11 protein-coding genes are annotated in these 14,893 nt (G+C 71.6%); 3 read left to right on the top strand and 8 right to left on the bottom strand.

Annotated features, from left to right (window positions below; genetic code table 11):
- Nucleotides 1-58: 58 nt before the first annotated feature.
- Nucleotides 59-1,888, top strand: coding sequence for a malto-oligosyltrehalose trehalohydrolase (treZ, locus tag AB5G72_RS07180; protein ID WP_440221307.1), 1,830 nt, complete (start codon nucleotides 59-61; stop codon nucleotides 1,886-1,888).
- A 45-nt stretch (nucleotides 1,889-1,933) separates the two neighbouring features.
- Here the strand turns inward: treZ and ilvA are convergent, their stop codons facing one another.
- From ilvA to lspA, 6 genes are all read right to left on the bottom strand, one after another.
- Entirely contained in the window at nucleotides 1,934-3,208 is a 1,275-nt protein-coding gene (gene ilvA / locus AB5G72_RS07175) for a threonine ammonia-lyase IlvA (RefSeq protein WP_440221306.1), read from the bottom strand.
- 43 nt (nucleotides 3,209-3,251) lie between these two features.
- Nucleotides 3,252-6,800, bottom strand: a complete 3,549-nt coding sequence (gene dnaE, locus AB5G72_RS07170) for a DNA polymerase III subunit alpha (protein ID WP_440221305.1) — start codon at nucleotides 6,798-6,800, stop codon at nucleotides 3,252-3,254.
- Nucleotides 6,801-6,812: 12 nt separating this feature from the next.
- A complete protein-coding gene (gene rarD / locus AB5G72_RS07165; protein ID WP_120285928.1) occupies nucleotides 6,813-7,718 on the bottom strand; it encodes an EamA family transporter RarD in 906 nt (301 codons plus the stop codon).
- Between the two features lie 145 nt (nucleotides 7,719-7,863).
- A complete protein-coding gene (locus AB5G72_RS07160) occupies nucleotides 7,864-8,664 on the bottom strand; it encodes a hypothetical protein (protein WP_440221304.1) in 801 nt (266 codons plus the stop codon).
- A complete protein-coding gene (locus tag AB5G72_RS07155) occupies nucleotides 8,661-9,587 on the bottom strand; it encodes an RluA family pseudouridine synthase (RefSeq protein ID WP_120285828.1) in 927 nt (308 codons plus the stop codon). Before AB5G72_RS07155 ends, AB5G72_RS07160 begins: the two co-directional genes overlap by 4 nt.
- Entirely contained in the window at nucleotides 9,580-10,296 is a 717-nt protein-coding gene (gene lspA, locus AB5G72_RS07150; RefSeq protein WP_440221303.1) for a signal peptidase II, read from the bottom strand. Before lspA ends, AB5G72_RS07155 begins: the two co-directional genes overlap by 8 nt.
- Before the next feature lie 70 nt (nucleotides 10,297-10,366).
- Here lspA and AB5G72_RS07145 point away from each other — a divergent pair, with 70 nt between their 5' ends.
- On the top strand, nucleotides 10,367-11,377 hold the full coding sequence (locus tag AB5G72_RS07145) for a hypothetical protein (RefSeq protein WP_440221302.1): 1,011 nt from the start codon (nucleotides 10,367-10,369) through the stop codon (nucleotides 11,375-11,377).
- 51 nt (nucleotides 11,378-11,428) lie between these two features.
- On the opposite strand, the gene AB5G72_RS07140 is transcribed toward AB5G72_RS07145, so the two are convergent.
- Nucleotides 11,429-11,929 carry a hypothetical protein gene (locus tag AB5G72_RS07140; RefSeq protein WP_069389284.1) on the bottom strand — a complete coding sequence of 167 codons (501 nt, stop codon included), beginning with the start codon at nucleotides 11,927-11,929 and terminating at the stop codon, nucleotides 11,429-11,431.
- 162 nt (nucleotides 11,930-12,091) lie between these two features.
- Here AB5G72_RS07140 and AB5G72_RS07135 point away from each other — a divergent pair, with 162 nt between their 5' ends.
- On the top strand, nucleotides 12,092-13,135 hold the full coding sequence (locus AB5G72_RS07135) for an asparaginase (RefSeq protein ID WP_440221301.1): 1,044 nt from the start codon (nucleotides 12,092-12,094) through the stop codon (nucleotides 13,133-13,135).
- 299 nt (nucleotides 13,136-13,434) lie between these two features.
- Here AB5G72_RS07135 and AB5G72_RS07130 read toward each other — a convergent pair whose 3' ends face one another.
- Nucleotides 13,435-14,892: a DNA polymerase IV gene (locus AB5G72_RS07130; protein ID WP_440221300.1), complete on the bottom strand. Its 1,458-nt coding sequence runs from the start codon at nucleotides 14,890-14,892 to the stop codon at nucleotides 13,435-13,437.
- Nucleotide 14,893: the final 1 nt, after the last annotated feature.

Here is a 14,893-nt window from a genome sequence, read left to right as displayed (position 1 = left end):
GCCTGCGGGTGTCGTTCGCCCCTCCCCGCGGCGGCGCGTTTTCCCTACGCTGGGCGGTGTGACCTCACCGAGCCAAGCGACCCCGCCCGACACGAGCGCGACCGCCACGACCGTCCCCGCCGGCGCCGACCCGCGCGACGAGATGTTCTCCGTCTGGGCGCCCGAGGCCCGCGCGGTGGGGTTGGTGCTGGACTCCCCCGACGCCGACCCGGTTCCGATGCGACGCGCCCCGGGCGGCTGGTGGACGTCCGGCATCCCCCGGGAGCAGGGCAGGGACTACGGGTTCGTGGTGACCGGCGACGACGACGAGGTCAGCCCGCCGCGGCCCGACCCGCGGTCGCCGCGTCAGCCGAACGGGGTCCACGGGCTGTCTCGGGTACACCGCCTCGAGGAGTCCCGCTGGACGGACCAGGCGTGGACGGGACGGCAGCTGCCCGGATCGGTGATCTACGAGATGCACGTGGGCACGTTCTCGGCCGGCGGAACGCTGACCAGCGCGATCGAGCACCTCGACGAGCTGGTCGAGCTGGGCGTGGACATGGTCGAGGTGATGCCGCTCAATGCGTTCAACGGCGAGTACGGCTGGGGCTACGACGGGGTGGTGTGGTTCGCGGTGCACGAGCCGTACGGCGGGCCGGACGCGTTCCAGCAGTTCGTCGACGCCTGCCACGCTCGAGGGCTCGCGGTGTGTCTGGACGTGGTCTACAACCACCTGGGGCCGTCCGGGAACTACCTGCCGGAGTTCGGGCCGTACCTGTCGGCCGCGGACGGTCCGTGGGGGTCGGGGCTCAACCTGGATGGTGAGCACTCGGGCGAGGTGCGGCGCTATATCATCGACAACGCGCTGCGCTGGTTCGACGAATTCCACGTGGACGCGCTGCGGTTGGATGCGGTGCACGCGCTGCACGACGCCTCGGCCGTGCATCTGCTGGAGCAGTTGACGGTGGAGGTGGAGTCGCTGGCGACCCATCTCGGGCGGCCGCTCTCGCTCATCGCCGAGTCGGATCAGAACGATCCGCGGACGGTCACCGCGCGTGAAGGTGGCGGCCTCGGGCTGGACGGGCAGTGGGACGACGACGTGCACCACGCCGTCCACGCCGCCGTGTCGGGGGAACGGCAGGGCTACTACGCCGACTTCGGGTCGCTCGAGTCGCTGCGACAGGTGATCACGGGTGCGTTCCTGCACGCGGGGACGTTCTCGACGTTCCGCGGGCGCGTGCACGGGCGGCCGCTGGATGTGAGCCGGGTGCCGGGGTCGCGGTTCGTGGCCTACACGCTGACGCACGACCAGGTGGGCAATCGCGCGGCCGGCGACCGGCCGTCGATGAACCTCACGCCCCAGCAGCAGCTGGCCAAGGCCGCCATCGTCCTCTGTTCGCCCTTCACCCCGATGCTGTTCCAGGGTGAGGAGTGGGGCGCGCGGACACCGTTCTGCTTCTTCACCTCGCATCCCGAGCCGGAGCTGGCCGAGGCGGTCCGCCAGGGCCGGACCCGAGAGTTCGCGGCGATGGGCTGGGATCCGGAAACCGTGGCGGACCCGCAGGATCCGGAGACGTTCCGTCGCTCGGTGCTCGACCGCACGGAGCAGTCGGTCGATGAGCACGCCGAGATCCTGCGGACCTACCGTGCGCTCATCGCTCTGCGGAAGGCCGAGCCCGAGCTCAGCGACCCGTGGCTGGGCTCGGTCAGGGTCGACTGCGGGGTGGAGGCCGACGACAACCGATGGCTCGTGGTCCACCGCGGGTCGCTGGCGCTGGTGGTGAACCTGGGCACCGAGCCGTCGCGGGTCCCGCTAGCCGGCGAGGCGGTGTTCGCCTCGGGGGCGGTCGCCGACGACGACTCGGTGTTCTGCCAGGCGTTCGGCTTCGCGGTGCTGCGGACGCGCTGAGACGACGTCACGGTGGACGCCGCCCGCGCGTGAAATCAGGTCAGGTCAGGTCAGGTATTCGTACGCCGCGGTGCCCGGCTCGAGGCGCTCACAGTCGATGCGGGAGGCGTCCATGCGCTCGAGCAGCGAGTGCAGGCCGGTGGCCGAGCCCAGCTCGATGCCCACGAGCGCGGCGCCGTACTCGCGGTTGTTTCGCTTGAGGTACTCGAACTGCGTGATGTCGTCCTCGGGCCCCAGCACCTCGTCGAGGAAGCGGCGCAGCTGGCCGGGCTCCTGCGGGAACTTCACCAGGAAGTAGTGCTTGAGGCCCTTGTGGACCAGGGAGCGTTCGATGATCTCGCTGTACCGCGAGACGTCATTGTTGCCCCCCGAGACGAGGCAGACGACGGTGGCACCCTCGTCGATGTCGACTTGCTCCAGCGCGGTCACCGCCAGGGCGCCGGCGGGCTCCGCGATGATGCCCTCGTTCTGGTAGAGCTCCAGCATCTCGGTGCACACCGCGCCCTCGTCCACGGTGAGGACCTGGATCCGCTCGGACATCGAGGAGATGACGCCGAATGGGAACTCGCCCAGGCGCGCGACCGATGCGCCGTCCACAAAGGTGTCGACGGTGTCGAGGGTGACCGGCTCCCCCGCCTCGAGTGCCCGGGTCAACGAAGGCGCCCCGGTGGGCTCGACGGCGATGATCTTGCAGTCCGGCGCGTATTCGGCGAGGTAGGTCGCCAGCCCACCGACCAGCCCGCCACCGCCGACGGGGACCACCACGGCATCGGGCGTCTCGTCGAGCTGGGCGAGGATCTCGGCGGCGATCGTGCCCTGTCCCGCCATGGTGTCGGGGTGGTCGAACGGCGGCACCATCGTCGCGCCGGTGCGCGCGGCGTCGGCTCGGGCGGCGGTCTGGGCGGCGTCGAAGTTCGTCCCCGTCACCACGAGTTCGACCGAGTTGCGACCGTGGGCGAGGATCCGGTCGCGCTTCTGCTTGGGCGTGTTGGTCGGCACGTAGATCCGGCCGTTGATGCCCAGCACCCGGCAGGCGAAGGCGACGCCCTGGGCGTGGTTGCCGGCGCTGGCCGTCACGACGCCGGCACTGCGCTCGTCGCTGTTCAGCTGCGCCATGAGGTTGTAGGCGCCGCGGATCTTGTACGAGCGGACGTCCTGCTGGTCCTCCCGCTTGAGCAGGATGTGCGCGCCGGTCTGCTCGCTCAGCCGCTCACTGACCTGGAGGTCGGTGCACCGGACCACGTCACCGATCCGGCGGGCGGCGGCGTCGATGTCGTCGGGGGTGACGACCTGGGTCGTGGCGGAATCGGTGACGGTCACAGCCACCAGTGTCCCACCGCGCCCACGATCACCGTCAACCCGGTCAGCCCGTGAGGCAGCCGGGGCCGAGCAGCGCCTTGAGATCGCCCATCAGCGAGGACGAGGTCTCGACCCGCAGGTGGTCATCGAGCCGCAGGACGGTCGACGAACTTCCGTTGACCAACCGCAGGTGCACGTCCGACGGTCCGGGGTGCCGCCCCAGGACCTGCTTGAGCGCGGTGACGGTCTCGATGGTGCACATCCGCGTCGGCAGCGTGAGCGCCAGCGGCGCCCCGTTGCCACCGACGACCAGGTCGGGCACCTCGAGGGTGTCGCCGAACACCGAGACGCGGTCCTCACGGATGTTGATGCGCGCCTTGACCAGCACCACCGCGTCCTCGGCGATGTCCATCGCCGCGAGACGGTACGTCTTGGGGAAGAACAGCACCTCGACACTGCCGTTGAAGTCCTCGATGGTGACGATCGCCCACGGCTCGCCGTTCTTGTTGACCCGCCGGTCGACGCCGGAGATGATCCCGCCGATCGTCACGGCGGTGCCGTGCGCGAGTTCGCCCTCGTGGATCGTGGCGATGGTGGTGTCGGTCTTGGCCTCCAGGGCGGCCTCGAGCCCGTCGAGCGGGTGCCCGGACACGTACAGGCCCAGCATCTCGCGTTCCAGGGCGAGCTTCTGCTTGATGTCCCATTCCTCGTCGGGGACCCGGACGGCGAAGACGTCGCCCAAGCCCGAGTCGGCCTCGGCGTCATCTCCCCCGCCGAACAGGTCGAACTGCCCCACCGCCTCGGCCTTCTTGGTGGACATCACCGATTCCACCGCGTCGGCGTGGACCAGGAACAGGCCCTTGCGCGGGTGGCCGAGCGAGTCGAACGCGCCGGCCTTGACGAGCGACTCGGTGACCTTCTTGGTGCAGGCGGTCTGGTCGATCTTGGCCAGGTAGTCCGAGAAGTCGCCGAACTCGCCCTTCGCCTCGCGGGCGGCGACGATAGAGTCCACCACCTGGGCGCCGACGTTGCGCACCGCGCCCAGTCCGAAGCGGATGTCGGTGCCCACCGACAGGAAGTTGGTCCGCGACTCGTTGACCGACGGCGGCAGGACCTTGATGCCCATCTGGCGGCAGTTGGACAGGTACAGGGCGGCCTTGTCCTTGTCGTCGCCGACGGAGGTGAGCAGCGCGGCCATGTACTCGGCCGGGTAGTTGGCCTTGAGGTAGCCGGTCCAGAAGGACACGAGGCCGTAGCCGGCCGCGTGCGACTTGTTGAACGCGTACGAGGCGAAGGGCTCGATGGTGCCCCACAGTGCGTCGACGGCGTCCTTGGAGAAACCGCGCTCGAACATGCCGCCGGAGAACTTCTCGTACTCGGCGGCCAGCACCTCGGCCTTCTTCTTGCCCATGGCCTTACGGAAGCCGTCGGCCTCACCGGCCGTGTATCCCGCGAGTTCGCGGGAGATGGCCATGATCTGCTCCTGGTACACGATCAGGCCGTGGGTCTCGCCGAGGATCTCCCGGAGCGGTTCCTCGAGCTCGGGGTGGATGGGCACCAGTTCCTGCTTGCCGTTCTTTCGGTCGGCGTAGTTCCAGTGCGTCCCCATGCCCATCGGCCCGGGGCGGTACAGGGCGAGGGCGGCCACGATGTCGTTGAAGCCGGTGGGCTTCATCCGCTTGAGCAGCTCGCGCATGCCGCCGGAGTCGAGCTGGAACACGCCCAGCGTGTCACCGCGGGCGAGCAGCTCGTAGGTCGCGGGGTCGTCCGTGCTCAGGACGTCGAGGTCGATCTCCTCGCCCCGGTTGAGCTTGATGTTCTCCAGGCAGTCGCCGATCACCGTGAGGTTGCGCAGGCCCAGGAAGTCCATCTTGAGCAGGCCGATGTCCTCACACGACGGGTAGTCCCAGCCGGTGATGATGGCGCCGTCCTGCGCGCGCTTCCACATGGGGATCACGTCGAGCAGCGGCTCGGAGGACATGATGACCGCGCAGGCGTGCACGCCGGCCTGGCGGACCATGCCCTCGAGCCCGCGGGCCGTGTCGTAGATCCGCTTGACGTCGGGGTCCGTCTCGATGAGCTGACGGACCTCGGCGGCCTCGCCGAAGCGCTCGTGCTTGGAGTCGGTGATCCCGGACAGCGGGATGTCCTTGGCCATGATCGGCGGCGGCAGTGCCTTGGTGATCCGGTCGGCGATCGCGTAGCCGGGCTGGCCGAAGTTCACGCGCGCGGCGTCCTTGATGGCGGCCTTGGTCTTGATGGTGCCGAACGTGATGACCTGGGCGATCTTGTCGGCGCCCCACTTGTCGGAGGCGTAGCGGATCATCTCGCCGCGACGGCGGTCGTCGAAGTCGATATCGATATCCGGCGCCGACGGACGCTCGGGGTTGAGGAACCTCTCGAACAGCAGCCCGTGCTCGATCGGGTCGATGTTGGTGATCTTCAGCGCGTACGCGACCAGGGCGCCGGCGGCCGAGCCTCGGCCGGGTCCGACCTTGATACCGATGGAGCGGGCGTGCTCGATGAGGTCACCGACCACCAGGAAGTAGCCGGGGTAACCCTTGCCCTCGATGACCTCGAGCTCGAACGCGGCGCGGTCGAGATACTCCTGCGGGACGCCGTCCGGGAACCGCCACTCCAGACCCTTCTGGACCTCCCTGGCCAGCCAGGTGTCCTCGGTCTCGCCGTCGGGGACGGGGAACTTGGGCATCCGGTCCTTGGGGGCCCAGATGTCGTCGTACGGCTGGACGCGCTCGGCGATCCACAGGGTGTTGTCGCAGCCGCCGGGGACTTCGGTGTCCCACTGGGCGCGCATCTCGTCGGCGGACTTGAGGAAGTAGCCGTCACCGTCGAACTTGAAGCGGTTCTCGTCGGCGAGGGTCTTTCCGGTCTGCACGCAGAGCATGGCCTCGTGGTAGTGGGCCTGCTCGCGGGTGACGTAGTGGCAGTCGTTGGTCACCAACGGCGGCATCCCCAGGTCCTTGCCGAGCGTGAGGAGGTCCTCGCGGACCCTGCGCTCGATGTCGATCCCGTGGTCCATCAACTCGAGGAAAAAATTGTCCTTGCCGAAGATCGACTGCCACTTCTCCGCGGCCTCGTAGGCCTCCTTCCTGTGGCCCAGGCGCAGCCGCGTCTGGATCTCACCGGAGGGGCAGCCGGAGGTGGCGATGATCCCCTCGGAGTGCTCGGCGAGGATCTCGGCGTCCATGCGCGCCCACTTGCCCAGCTGCCCCTCGTAGGAGGCCAGCGAGGACAGGCGGAAGAGGTTGCGCAGGCCGGTGGCGTTCTCGGCCACCATCGTCATGTGGGTGTACGCGCCGGAGCCCGCGACGTCGTCGCTCTTCTGGTTCTTCTCGCCCCACAGCACGCGCTTCTTGTTGAACCGCGACTCGGGGGCGACGTACGCCTCGATCCCGATGATCGGCTTGATGCCGGTCTTGACGGCCTGCTTGTAGAAGTCCGACGAGCCGTACATGTTGCCGTGGTCGGTCATCCCGACCGCCGGCATGCCGAGCCGGGAGGCCTCCGCGAACAGCGGGTCGATCTGCGCCATCCCGTCGAGCATCGAGAACTCGGTGTGATTGTGCAGATGCACGAACTGGGATCCGCCCACGCAGCATTCCTCCTACGACTCGTCCGGCCCAGTGTAGGTCGGATCCCCGACAGTCCCCGAAACCCCAGCGCGGGCCGAGCGTGGCTGCCTGCCGGCCAGCGTGAATGCGATCACCGCGACCCAGATGAGCGCGAACCCGACCCACTGCACGGCGTCGAGCCGCTCGCCCACGACGAGCAGTCCCCAGGCCATCTGCAGCACCGGGACGATGTACTGCAGCATGCCCACGGTCGCCAGCGGGATGCGCTGCGCGGCCACGGCGAACAGCAGCAGCGGCACCACGGTGACGAGCCCGGCGGTGGCCAGCAACACCGAATGCCCGGCGCCGTCGGTGGTGAACGTGCCCGCGCCGGTCGCACCCAGCCACAGCAGCAGGGCCAGCGCGAACGGGGCGATCACCAGCACCTCGCCCGTCATCCCGATCACCGGGTCAACGCGCAGCTTCTTCTTGAGCACGCCGTACATGCCGAAGCTCATCGCGAGGATCACCGAGAGGTACGGGAAGTGGCCGTATCCGGCGGTGAGGACCCCGACGGCGACGACGGCGAGGGCCACCGCGAGCCACTGTGGGCGATTGAGTCGTTCGCGGAACAACAGGACGCCCAGCAGGACACTGACCAGCGGGTTGATCGTGTACCCGAGGGCGGCCTCGGTGACGCGCTCGGAGTTGACCGCATACACGTACACGCCCCAATTGGCGGTGATGAAGACGGCGGCCCCGCCGACCCGGGCCCACGAGACGCGGTCGATGGCCCACAGGTCGCGCCAGCGCCGCAGCACGGTGAGCACGACGGCCATGACGACGAGCGACCACACGATCCGGTGGCCGACGATCTCGACGGCGCCGGCGGGCTCGAGCAGCGGGAAGAACGCGGGGAAGAACCCCCAGAGGGTGTACGCGGCGATGCCGGCGACCATCCCGCCGGCCACCGACTTCTCGCTGTTGCTCACCCGCCGGCTCGGCACCTCGCTGCTCACCGGCGCAACCCTAGCCAGGCCCCGGATCGGCCCCGCACATCGAGCCCTTTCGGGGGTGGGGGCCAGTCAGACGGGCGGGGACCGGTCAGGCGGCCGGGACGGGGCCGCCGTCGGGCAGCGGGTACGCCGCGTCGACCTGCTGCGGCTGCAGCGGGCGGACGGCGAAGCGTTCCCATACCGCGTCCGGCGGCAGGGCCTCGACCGCGCGGACCCACGGTTGGTCGGCCACCGCGCGCAACTGCTCGGTGGTGCCGCGGGCGAGCAGCCCGATGATCGCCGGCTCACCGGCACGGATCCGCGAGACGGTGAGGGCGGCGGTCGCGGCGGCCCGCCCGGCGTCGGGCGGCTGTGGCACCCCGGGCCCGGACGGAGGTCCGGCCTCGAGCCGCCGGGTCACCTGCTCGAGGCCGCGGTGGAAGACGGGCTCGCGCCCCGACTCCCCCGCCACCGGCTCGGCCAGGGTCACCCCGGTGACGGGCATGGCGACCCCGTCGACCGGCACCTGCACGTACAGCCCCGAGACGCGCGGCAGCTCCCGGACCACGCCGGCCGCCTCGGGGACCGTCCACGCCCAGCCTGCGGTCACGAGGGCCCAGCGACGGGCGTCGGGGTCGGAGGCGAGGGCCTTGTCGTCGTCGTGGTCGTCGTCGTCATCTCCGCCGGAACCCCGTGCGGCATCTCCCCCGCCGCCCGCGGTGACCAGTGAGTCGGCCGCGCGGGCGAGGTAGTCGTCGACGCGTTCGCCGTCCTCGGGTCCCAGGGCGTCGGTCATGACGCCGGGGCTCCGGGGCGGGTCGGTGCGCAGCGCGGTGAGGATCGCGACCAACGCCACCACGATCACGACCCCCACGCCGGCGATCTTCAGCACCCGCGCGGCGAGGGTCATGCCGAGCGCAGGACGTCGATCGCGTGCTGGAGATCGTCGGGGTAGGTGCTGGTGAAGTCGACGCGCGAGCCGGTGCCCGGGTGCTCGAAGCCCAGCCCCACCGCGTGCAGCCACTGCCGCTCGAGGCCGAGCCGCCTGGCCAGGACCGGGTCGGCGCCGTAGGTGAGGTCGCCCGCGCACGGGTGGTGCAGCGCGGAGAAGTGCACGCGGATCTGGTGGGTGCGGCCGGTCTCGAGCTTGACCTCCACCAGCGTCGCGGCCTGGTGCGCCTCGAGGGTGTCGTAGTGGGTAATCGAGTGCTTGCCGTCGGAGGTGACGGCGAAGCGCCAGTCCGACGAGGTGTGCCGGCCGATCGGCGCGTCGATGGTCCCCGACAGCGGATCGGGGTGGCCCTGCACCAGCGCGTGGTAGGTCTTGTCGACGGTCCGGTCGCGGAACGCCCGCTTGAGCAGCGTGTACGCGCGTTCGGACGCCGCGACCACCATCAGTCCGGACGTGCCGACGTCCAGGCGGTGGACGATCCCCTTGCGCTCCGGCGGGCCGGAGGTGGAGATGCGGTACCCGGCGGCGGCCAGGCCGCCGATCACCGTGGGGCCGGTCCAGCCGACGGACGCGTGCGCGGCGACACCGACCGGTTTGTCGACGACGACGATGTCCGCGTCCGAGTACAGGACCGCCATCCCCTCGACCGGCTCGGCGACCACGGCGGGCTCGGCCCGCGGTTCGGGCATCTCGACCTCGATCCAGGACATCCCGGTGAGCTTGTCGGACTTGCCCACGGTGTGCCCGTCGAGCAGGACCTTGCCCTCGCCGGCCAGGTCTGCGACCGCGGTCCGCGAGATGCCCAGGAGCCGGGAGACACCGGCGTCGACGCGCATGCCGTCGAGCCCGTCGGGGACGGGGAAGGTGCGGACCTCACCCATCGGCGGGGTCCTTCTCGTGGGCGGGGGCGGCGGGGTCGGCAGGGGCCTTCTTGTCGCCGGCGAGCGTCTCGGATACCCGCGAACCGTCGAAGTCGACGTTGCGGAATACGGCCACGGCCACCACGATCACTCCGGTGACCAGGCTGGCGTCGGCCACGTTGAACACGGGCCACCAGCCGACGGACATGTAGTCCACGACGTGGCCCTGCAGGATGCCGGGCGCACGGAAGTAGCGGTCCACCAGGTTGCCGGCGGCGCCGCCCAGGATCAGTCCGAGGCCCCACGCCCACCACCGGGAGTGGACCCTGCGGGAGAACCACAGCAGGCCCGCCACCACCACGGTGGCGACGATGCTCAGCACGACCGTGAACTCGGTGCCCATGGAGAACGCGGCTCCCGGGTTGCGCAGCAGGACCAGACGGACCGTGTCGCCGACGAGTTCGACGGGCCGCGAGTCCTCCAGGTTCGCCACGGCCAGGACCTTGGCGATCTGGTCGAGGGCGACGATCACCGCGGCGATCACCAGCATTGCCACCGGCCCGCGCCGGAAGTAGTGCGGCGCGGGGTTGGAGGGCGCGGTGTCGCGGCGCGCGGTGTCGCGGCGCGCGGGGTCGTGGGGCGCAGTGCTCGCGGGTGAGTCACCCTGTGGCGCCGCGCTGCCGGGCGTGGGCCCCGACGCGTCGGGCGGCGTCCCGTTGGTCTCCGTCATGGGCTCCAGTATCCCTGATCCGGCCGCGGGCCCGACGGCGCCGGGCGGGCGACCCTCTAGGCTCGGGACCGTGGACCCGCGATCGACCGTCTCCCCCGGCCCCTCCCGAACCGCTCGTCGCGGTCACCGTCTCCTCGCGGCCGCGCTGGCCGTGACGCTCGTGGCCGGCACCTCCGCGTGCGCCGGGGACGATGCCGCGGGCCCCGCCGACGGCGGCCCGGGCTCGTCCGCCGCAGAGGGGACGGATGCCCTCGAGCCCGAGGTGACCGTCGACCCCGGTCCCGCCCCGGTCGTCGACCTCATCGACGCCGGCGAGGGCGAGCGGCGAGTCCTGGCCTATGCCCCCTCGCGCGAACCGTCGGTCGTGGCGATAACCCGCTCCGCCAACTCGCGGACCGAGGTCCCGGGAGCCGAGCCGCGCACCGACGACACCCCGGCGCAGACCCTCACCGTGGAGGGACGATCGGAGCCCGACGTCGACGGCGCGCAGCGGGCGACCGTGACCGCGCGGGAGTTCACGTCCGTGGACGAACTCCGCAACGCCCAGTTCTCCACCGCCCCCGGGTTCACCGTCACCTGGACCCGCAGTGCCGACGGCATCGTCCGGGAACTGTCGCTGGCGGCCCCCTCTGGGGCCACCGACGCCGCCCGCGCCGGAGTGGAGATCACCGCCAACGCGGTGTCGGACGCGACAGTGGCGTTCCCCACCGAAGAGATCGGCGTCGGCGCCCGCTGGACCGTCACCCGCCGGGTCGACGACGCCGTGGCCCCGACGAGGGTCACCACCTACGAACTCGTCGACGTCGACGGCGACGTCGCCACCGTCCGGTCGAGTACCACCGCTCCCGACCCGGCGGGCACCCTGGCCGCCCCGGCCCCCGACGGCGGGCCGGGCGTGACCCTCGACGTGGAGTCCTACGAGGTCACCGGCTCGGGCGAGCTCACGGTGGACCTACGAGCCCCGGTGCCGGTGGGCGGAACGACCGAGTCCTCGACGCGGGCCGTCTACGTCGATCCCGACTCGGGACGACGCACGACCTACGACGAGGACTCGGTGCTGCGGTTCCGCAGCGTGGACTGACGCTGGTCAGGCCTCGCTGTCAGTCCGGGCCGACGGCGCGCTGAGGTGCGGTCAGGCCGCGGCGCACGTGGCCGGCGGCTCCAGCCCGGCATTGGTGATGAGCGCGCAGGCGAACGCCTTCTGCAGCTGCCACTGACCACCCTGGTTGATGAACTGGGCCTGGACGTTGATGTCCTCCTGGCCCGGCTGGGAGATCACCGCGTTGGCGATGAGCGTGCCGGGGATGTCCCCCTCCGCCGCGCCGGTGATCGTCACGTCGGCGCCCTGCTCGGCCTTGAGGGCGGCGATCTGGTCGAAGATCTCGGGCGCCTCCGCGCCCCCCTCCACCAGGTCAACCTTCTCCTCCACCGGCACCGCGGGGTCGGAGGCCCGGTCGAGCAGCTGGGTCAGCTCCTCGGCGGTGGGGATAGTGGTCTCCTGGGCGCTGGTAGTGGGCGCGGGGGCTGCTGTGCCCCGGGGCCCGGGGCCGTCGTCGTCACTTCCGCAGGCGGCGAGGCCGCCCAGTGCGAAGGCGGACAGGGAGACTGCGGCGATGGTCCGTCGAAGACTCACGCGGGGTCCTTTCGTCGAGATGTGCGGCACCGGGCATGCGGTACCGAGCCGGGCATGGCTCCGGGCCGGGTCACCGGCCCAACGAACATCGATGAGCCATTGTTCCATCGTCAGCGGCCGGGAAGGTTGACGCCGGGCCGCCCGCACACCACTGTGGAGCGGGTGACCAGCGCCGAGACCAGCACCGATACCCCCCACATCGTGATCTGCACCACGGGAGGCACGATCACCGCCTCGACCACGCCGGAGGGAGCGGTCGTGGCCGGGGACTCCGACCCCGCGACGCAGGCCATGCTCGACGGCCTGAGGGCGGTGCTGCCGGACCAGATCACCGTGAGCGCGCGCGCCGTGCTCGACGCCGACTCCTCCACGTTCGGCCCGGCCGAGTGGGACCTGCTGGTCGACGCGGTGGGTGACGCGCTGTCCGATCCGTCGGTGTCGGGGGTCGTGGTGACCCACGGGACCGACACCCTCGAGGAGACCGCCATGGCCCTCGACCTGCACCACGACGACCCGCGGCCCGTCGCGCTCACCGGGGCCCAGCTCCCGGCCGACCATCCCGGGGCCGACGGGCCTGCCAACCTCCTGGACGCCGTCCTGCTGGCCGCCGACCCCGTCTCCCGCGACCTGGGCGTGCTGGTGGTCCTGGGCCGGGCCATCCTGCAGGCCCGCGGTGTACGTAAATGGCACACGACCGATCCCGTCGCCTTCGCCCGCAACTCGCCCGAGCACCCGGTCGAGGACCTGCCCCCGGAGCTCGAACGCCCCACCCTCACCGGCCGGGCCCGCTTCACCGACACCCGCGTCGACGTCGTGGCGTGCCCGCCCGGCGCGGACGCGGTCGCGGTGTGGGCCGCCGTCGACGCCGGTGCCCGCGGGCTGGTGCTGGAAGGCTCTGGCTCGGGCAATCTGCCGCCACTCGTCGCGGACGCGGTCGCACGGTTGGCGGACGACCGGCCGGACATCGTGGTGGTGGCGTCCAGCCGGGTGCCGCGGGGTGAGGCGACCTCGACCTACGGCGGCCCGGGCGGTGGCGCGGAGCTCGCCGCTCGTGGCGTGCTGAGCTGCGGATACCTGCGATCCGGGCGAGCCCGGGTCCTGCTCGCCGCGCTGCTGTCCACCGCGGGCAGTGCAGACGGCGCCGGCGGCGACGGTGCGGCCGCAGAGGTGCGCCGAAAGTGGGGGCGCTACCACCTCTACAGCTGACGAGCAGACGTCGCCGGTTGCGGGGCCGGCGGTTGCGGGGCTGGCGGGGCGCCGGCGGGCGTTCACACCGCGCAGGGCAGCGCAGAGAGGCAGCGCGGTCAGCCGGGGGTGTGCTGGCGCCCTGCCCGCCCCGCCGCAGCCGCACGCGCCCTTGGCGTCTCGCGTGCCCCGCGGCGGGGGCGAGGCGCCATCTCGAGGAGCGGCTGCAGCAGGGCCGGGCGTCGGCGGGGGCGAGGCGCCATCCCGAGGAGCGGCTGCAGCAGGGCCGGGCGTCGGCGGGCCGGCGCGGGGCCGCCGGGTCACCACCCCAGGGAGTCCAGCGGGTCCGCGGGCTCGAGGTCCGGATCGTCCTCGGCGAACGTGCGCATCCGACCGGGGCCCGTCGCCGCCGTCTCGAACCGCACCGACACCCGCCCGTGGCCCGAGCCCTGGACCCAGCCGTGCCCGAACTCCGGGTGTCGCACATCCGCGCCCGTCTCGAAACGCTGATGCCCGGCCTGCCGCCACGCCCCGATCGCCGGGAGTTCCCCCGCCGCCCGTCCGTCGGCCGTCCCCTCGTCCGCGGGTCCGGTCACGTCGTCGCCCGGTTCGGACTCGTCGGTGGTGACGGTGGTGCCCACCCCCACGATGTCGGGCAGGTCCTCGTCGTCGTCGTCGTGTCCCGATCGGTCCACGGGGACGAACTCCTGCTCGAACAGCGCGTCCTGGTAGTGATCGGTGAGGCCGGACACCCCCACGCCCAGCAGGCGGATCGCCCCGAAGTCGACGGGGTCCGGGGCGAGCGAGCGCGCCACCCCGATGATCGTCTCCAGCGACGTGGTGCCCACCGGCAACGTGTACGAGCGGGTGATCGAGGTGAAGTCCGAGCGCTTGACCTTGACCGTCACCGTCCGCGCCGCACGGCCGTCGGAGAGCAGCCTGCGATGCGCCGCCTCGGCCGCCCGCCGCACCGCGGCCGCGACCTGACCCGACGTCGTGAGATCGGCGGCGAACGTGCTCTCGGCGCTGATCTGCTTGGCCTCGGCCCGCTCGTGCACCGGCCGGTCGTCGTACCCCCGCGCGATCCGGGCGATCGCCGGGCCGACCGTCTTGCCGAGCGCGTGGGCCACGTCGTCGTCGTCCATCGCTGCGAGGTCGCCGATGGTCGCCACCCCGAACTGCGCCAGCCGCTCCCCCGCCACCGGACCCACTCCCCACAGGCTCCGCACCGGAAGCGGGAACATCACCTCGGCGTGGTCGCGGCGTGGCACCACCACCACACCGTCCGGCTTGGCCAGCTCCGAGGCGATCTTGGCGTACTGCTTGCCCGCGCCCGCCCCCACCGACGCCGGGAGCCCGGTCGCGGCACGGATGGCGGCACGCAACTCATGCGCCCACTGTCGGGTGCGGTCGGCGTCGGCGCCCCGCAGCTCCGGTGGCTCGAGGAAGGCCTCGTCCACGGAGATCTGCTCCACGACCGGCGCGTGCTCGGCGAACACCTCGAACACCCGGCGGCTCAGGGCCCGGTAGACCGGCATCCGCGGCGAGACGAACACCGCGCCCGGCCCCACCAGGCGCCGCGCCTGGTGTGAGGGCATGGCCGAGCGGGCACCCTTGGCTCGCGCCTCGTAGGAACACCCCGCCACCACACCGCGGCCGCCCTGACCGCCCACGAGCACCGGCCGACCCCGCAGGGTTGGCCGGGTCAGCTGCTCGCAGGACGCGAAGAACGCGTCCATGTCCACGTGCAGGACCCAGCGGTCCTGCCCGCCACCCATG

Origin of the sequence: Dietzia sp. MNB45 (assembly GCF_051994785.1) — a bacterium.
GTDB classification, from domain to species: domain Bacteria; phylum Actinomycetota; class Actinomycetes; order Mycobacteriales; family Mycobacteriaceae; genus Dietzia; species Dietzia kunjamensis.
The sequence above is the reverse complement of the archived record's forward strand: the minus strand, read 5'-3'. Positions and strand labels throughout refer to the sequence as shown.

Coding starts and splice junctions, on each gene's coding strand:
- rarD (WP_120285928.1), bottom strand. CDS start 7,718: ATGGTCGCCGGCATCGCCGCGTACACCCTCTGGGGGTTCTTCCCCGCG.
- AB5G72_RS07160 (WP_440221304.1), bottom strand. CDS start 8,664: ATGACCCTCGCCGCGCGGGTGCTGAAGATCGCCGGCGTGGGGGTCGTG.
- AB5G72_RS07155 (WP_120285828.1), bottom strand. CDS start 9,587: ATGGGTGAGGTCCGCACCTTCCCCGTCCCCGACGGGCTCGACGGCATG.
- lspA (WP_440221303.1), bottom strand. CDS start 10,296: ATGACGGAGACCAACGGGACGCCGCCCGACGCGTCGGGGCCCACGCCC.
- AB5G72_RS07130 (WP_440221300.1), bottom strand. CDS start 14,892: ATGGGTGGCGGGCAGGACCGCTGGGTCCTGCACGTGGACATGGACGCG.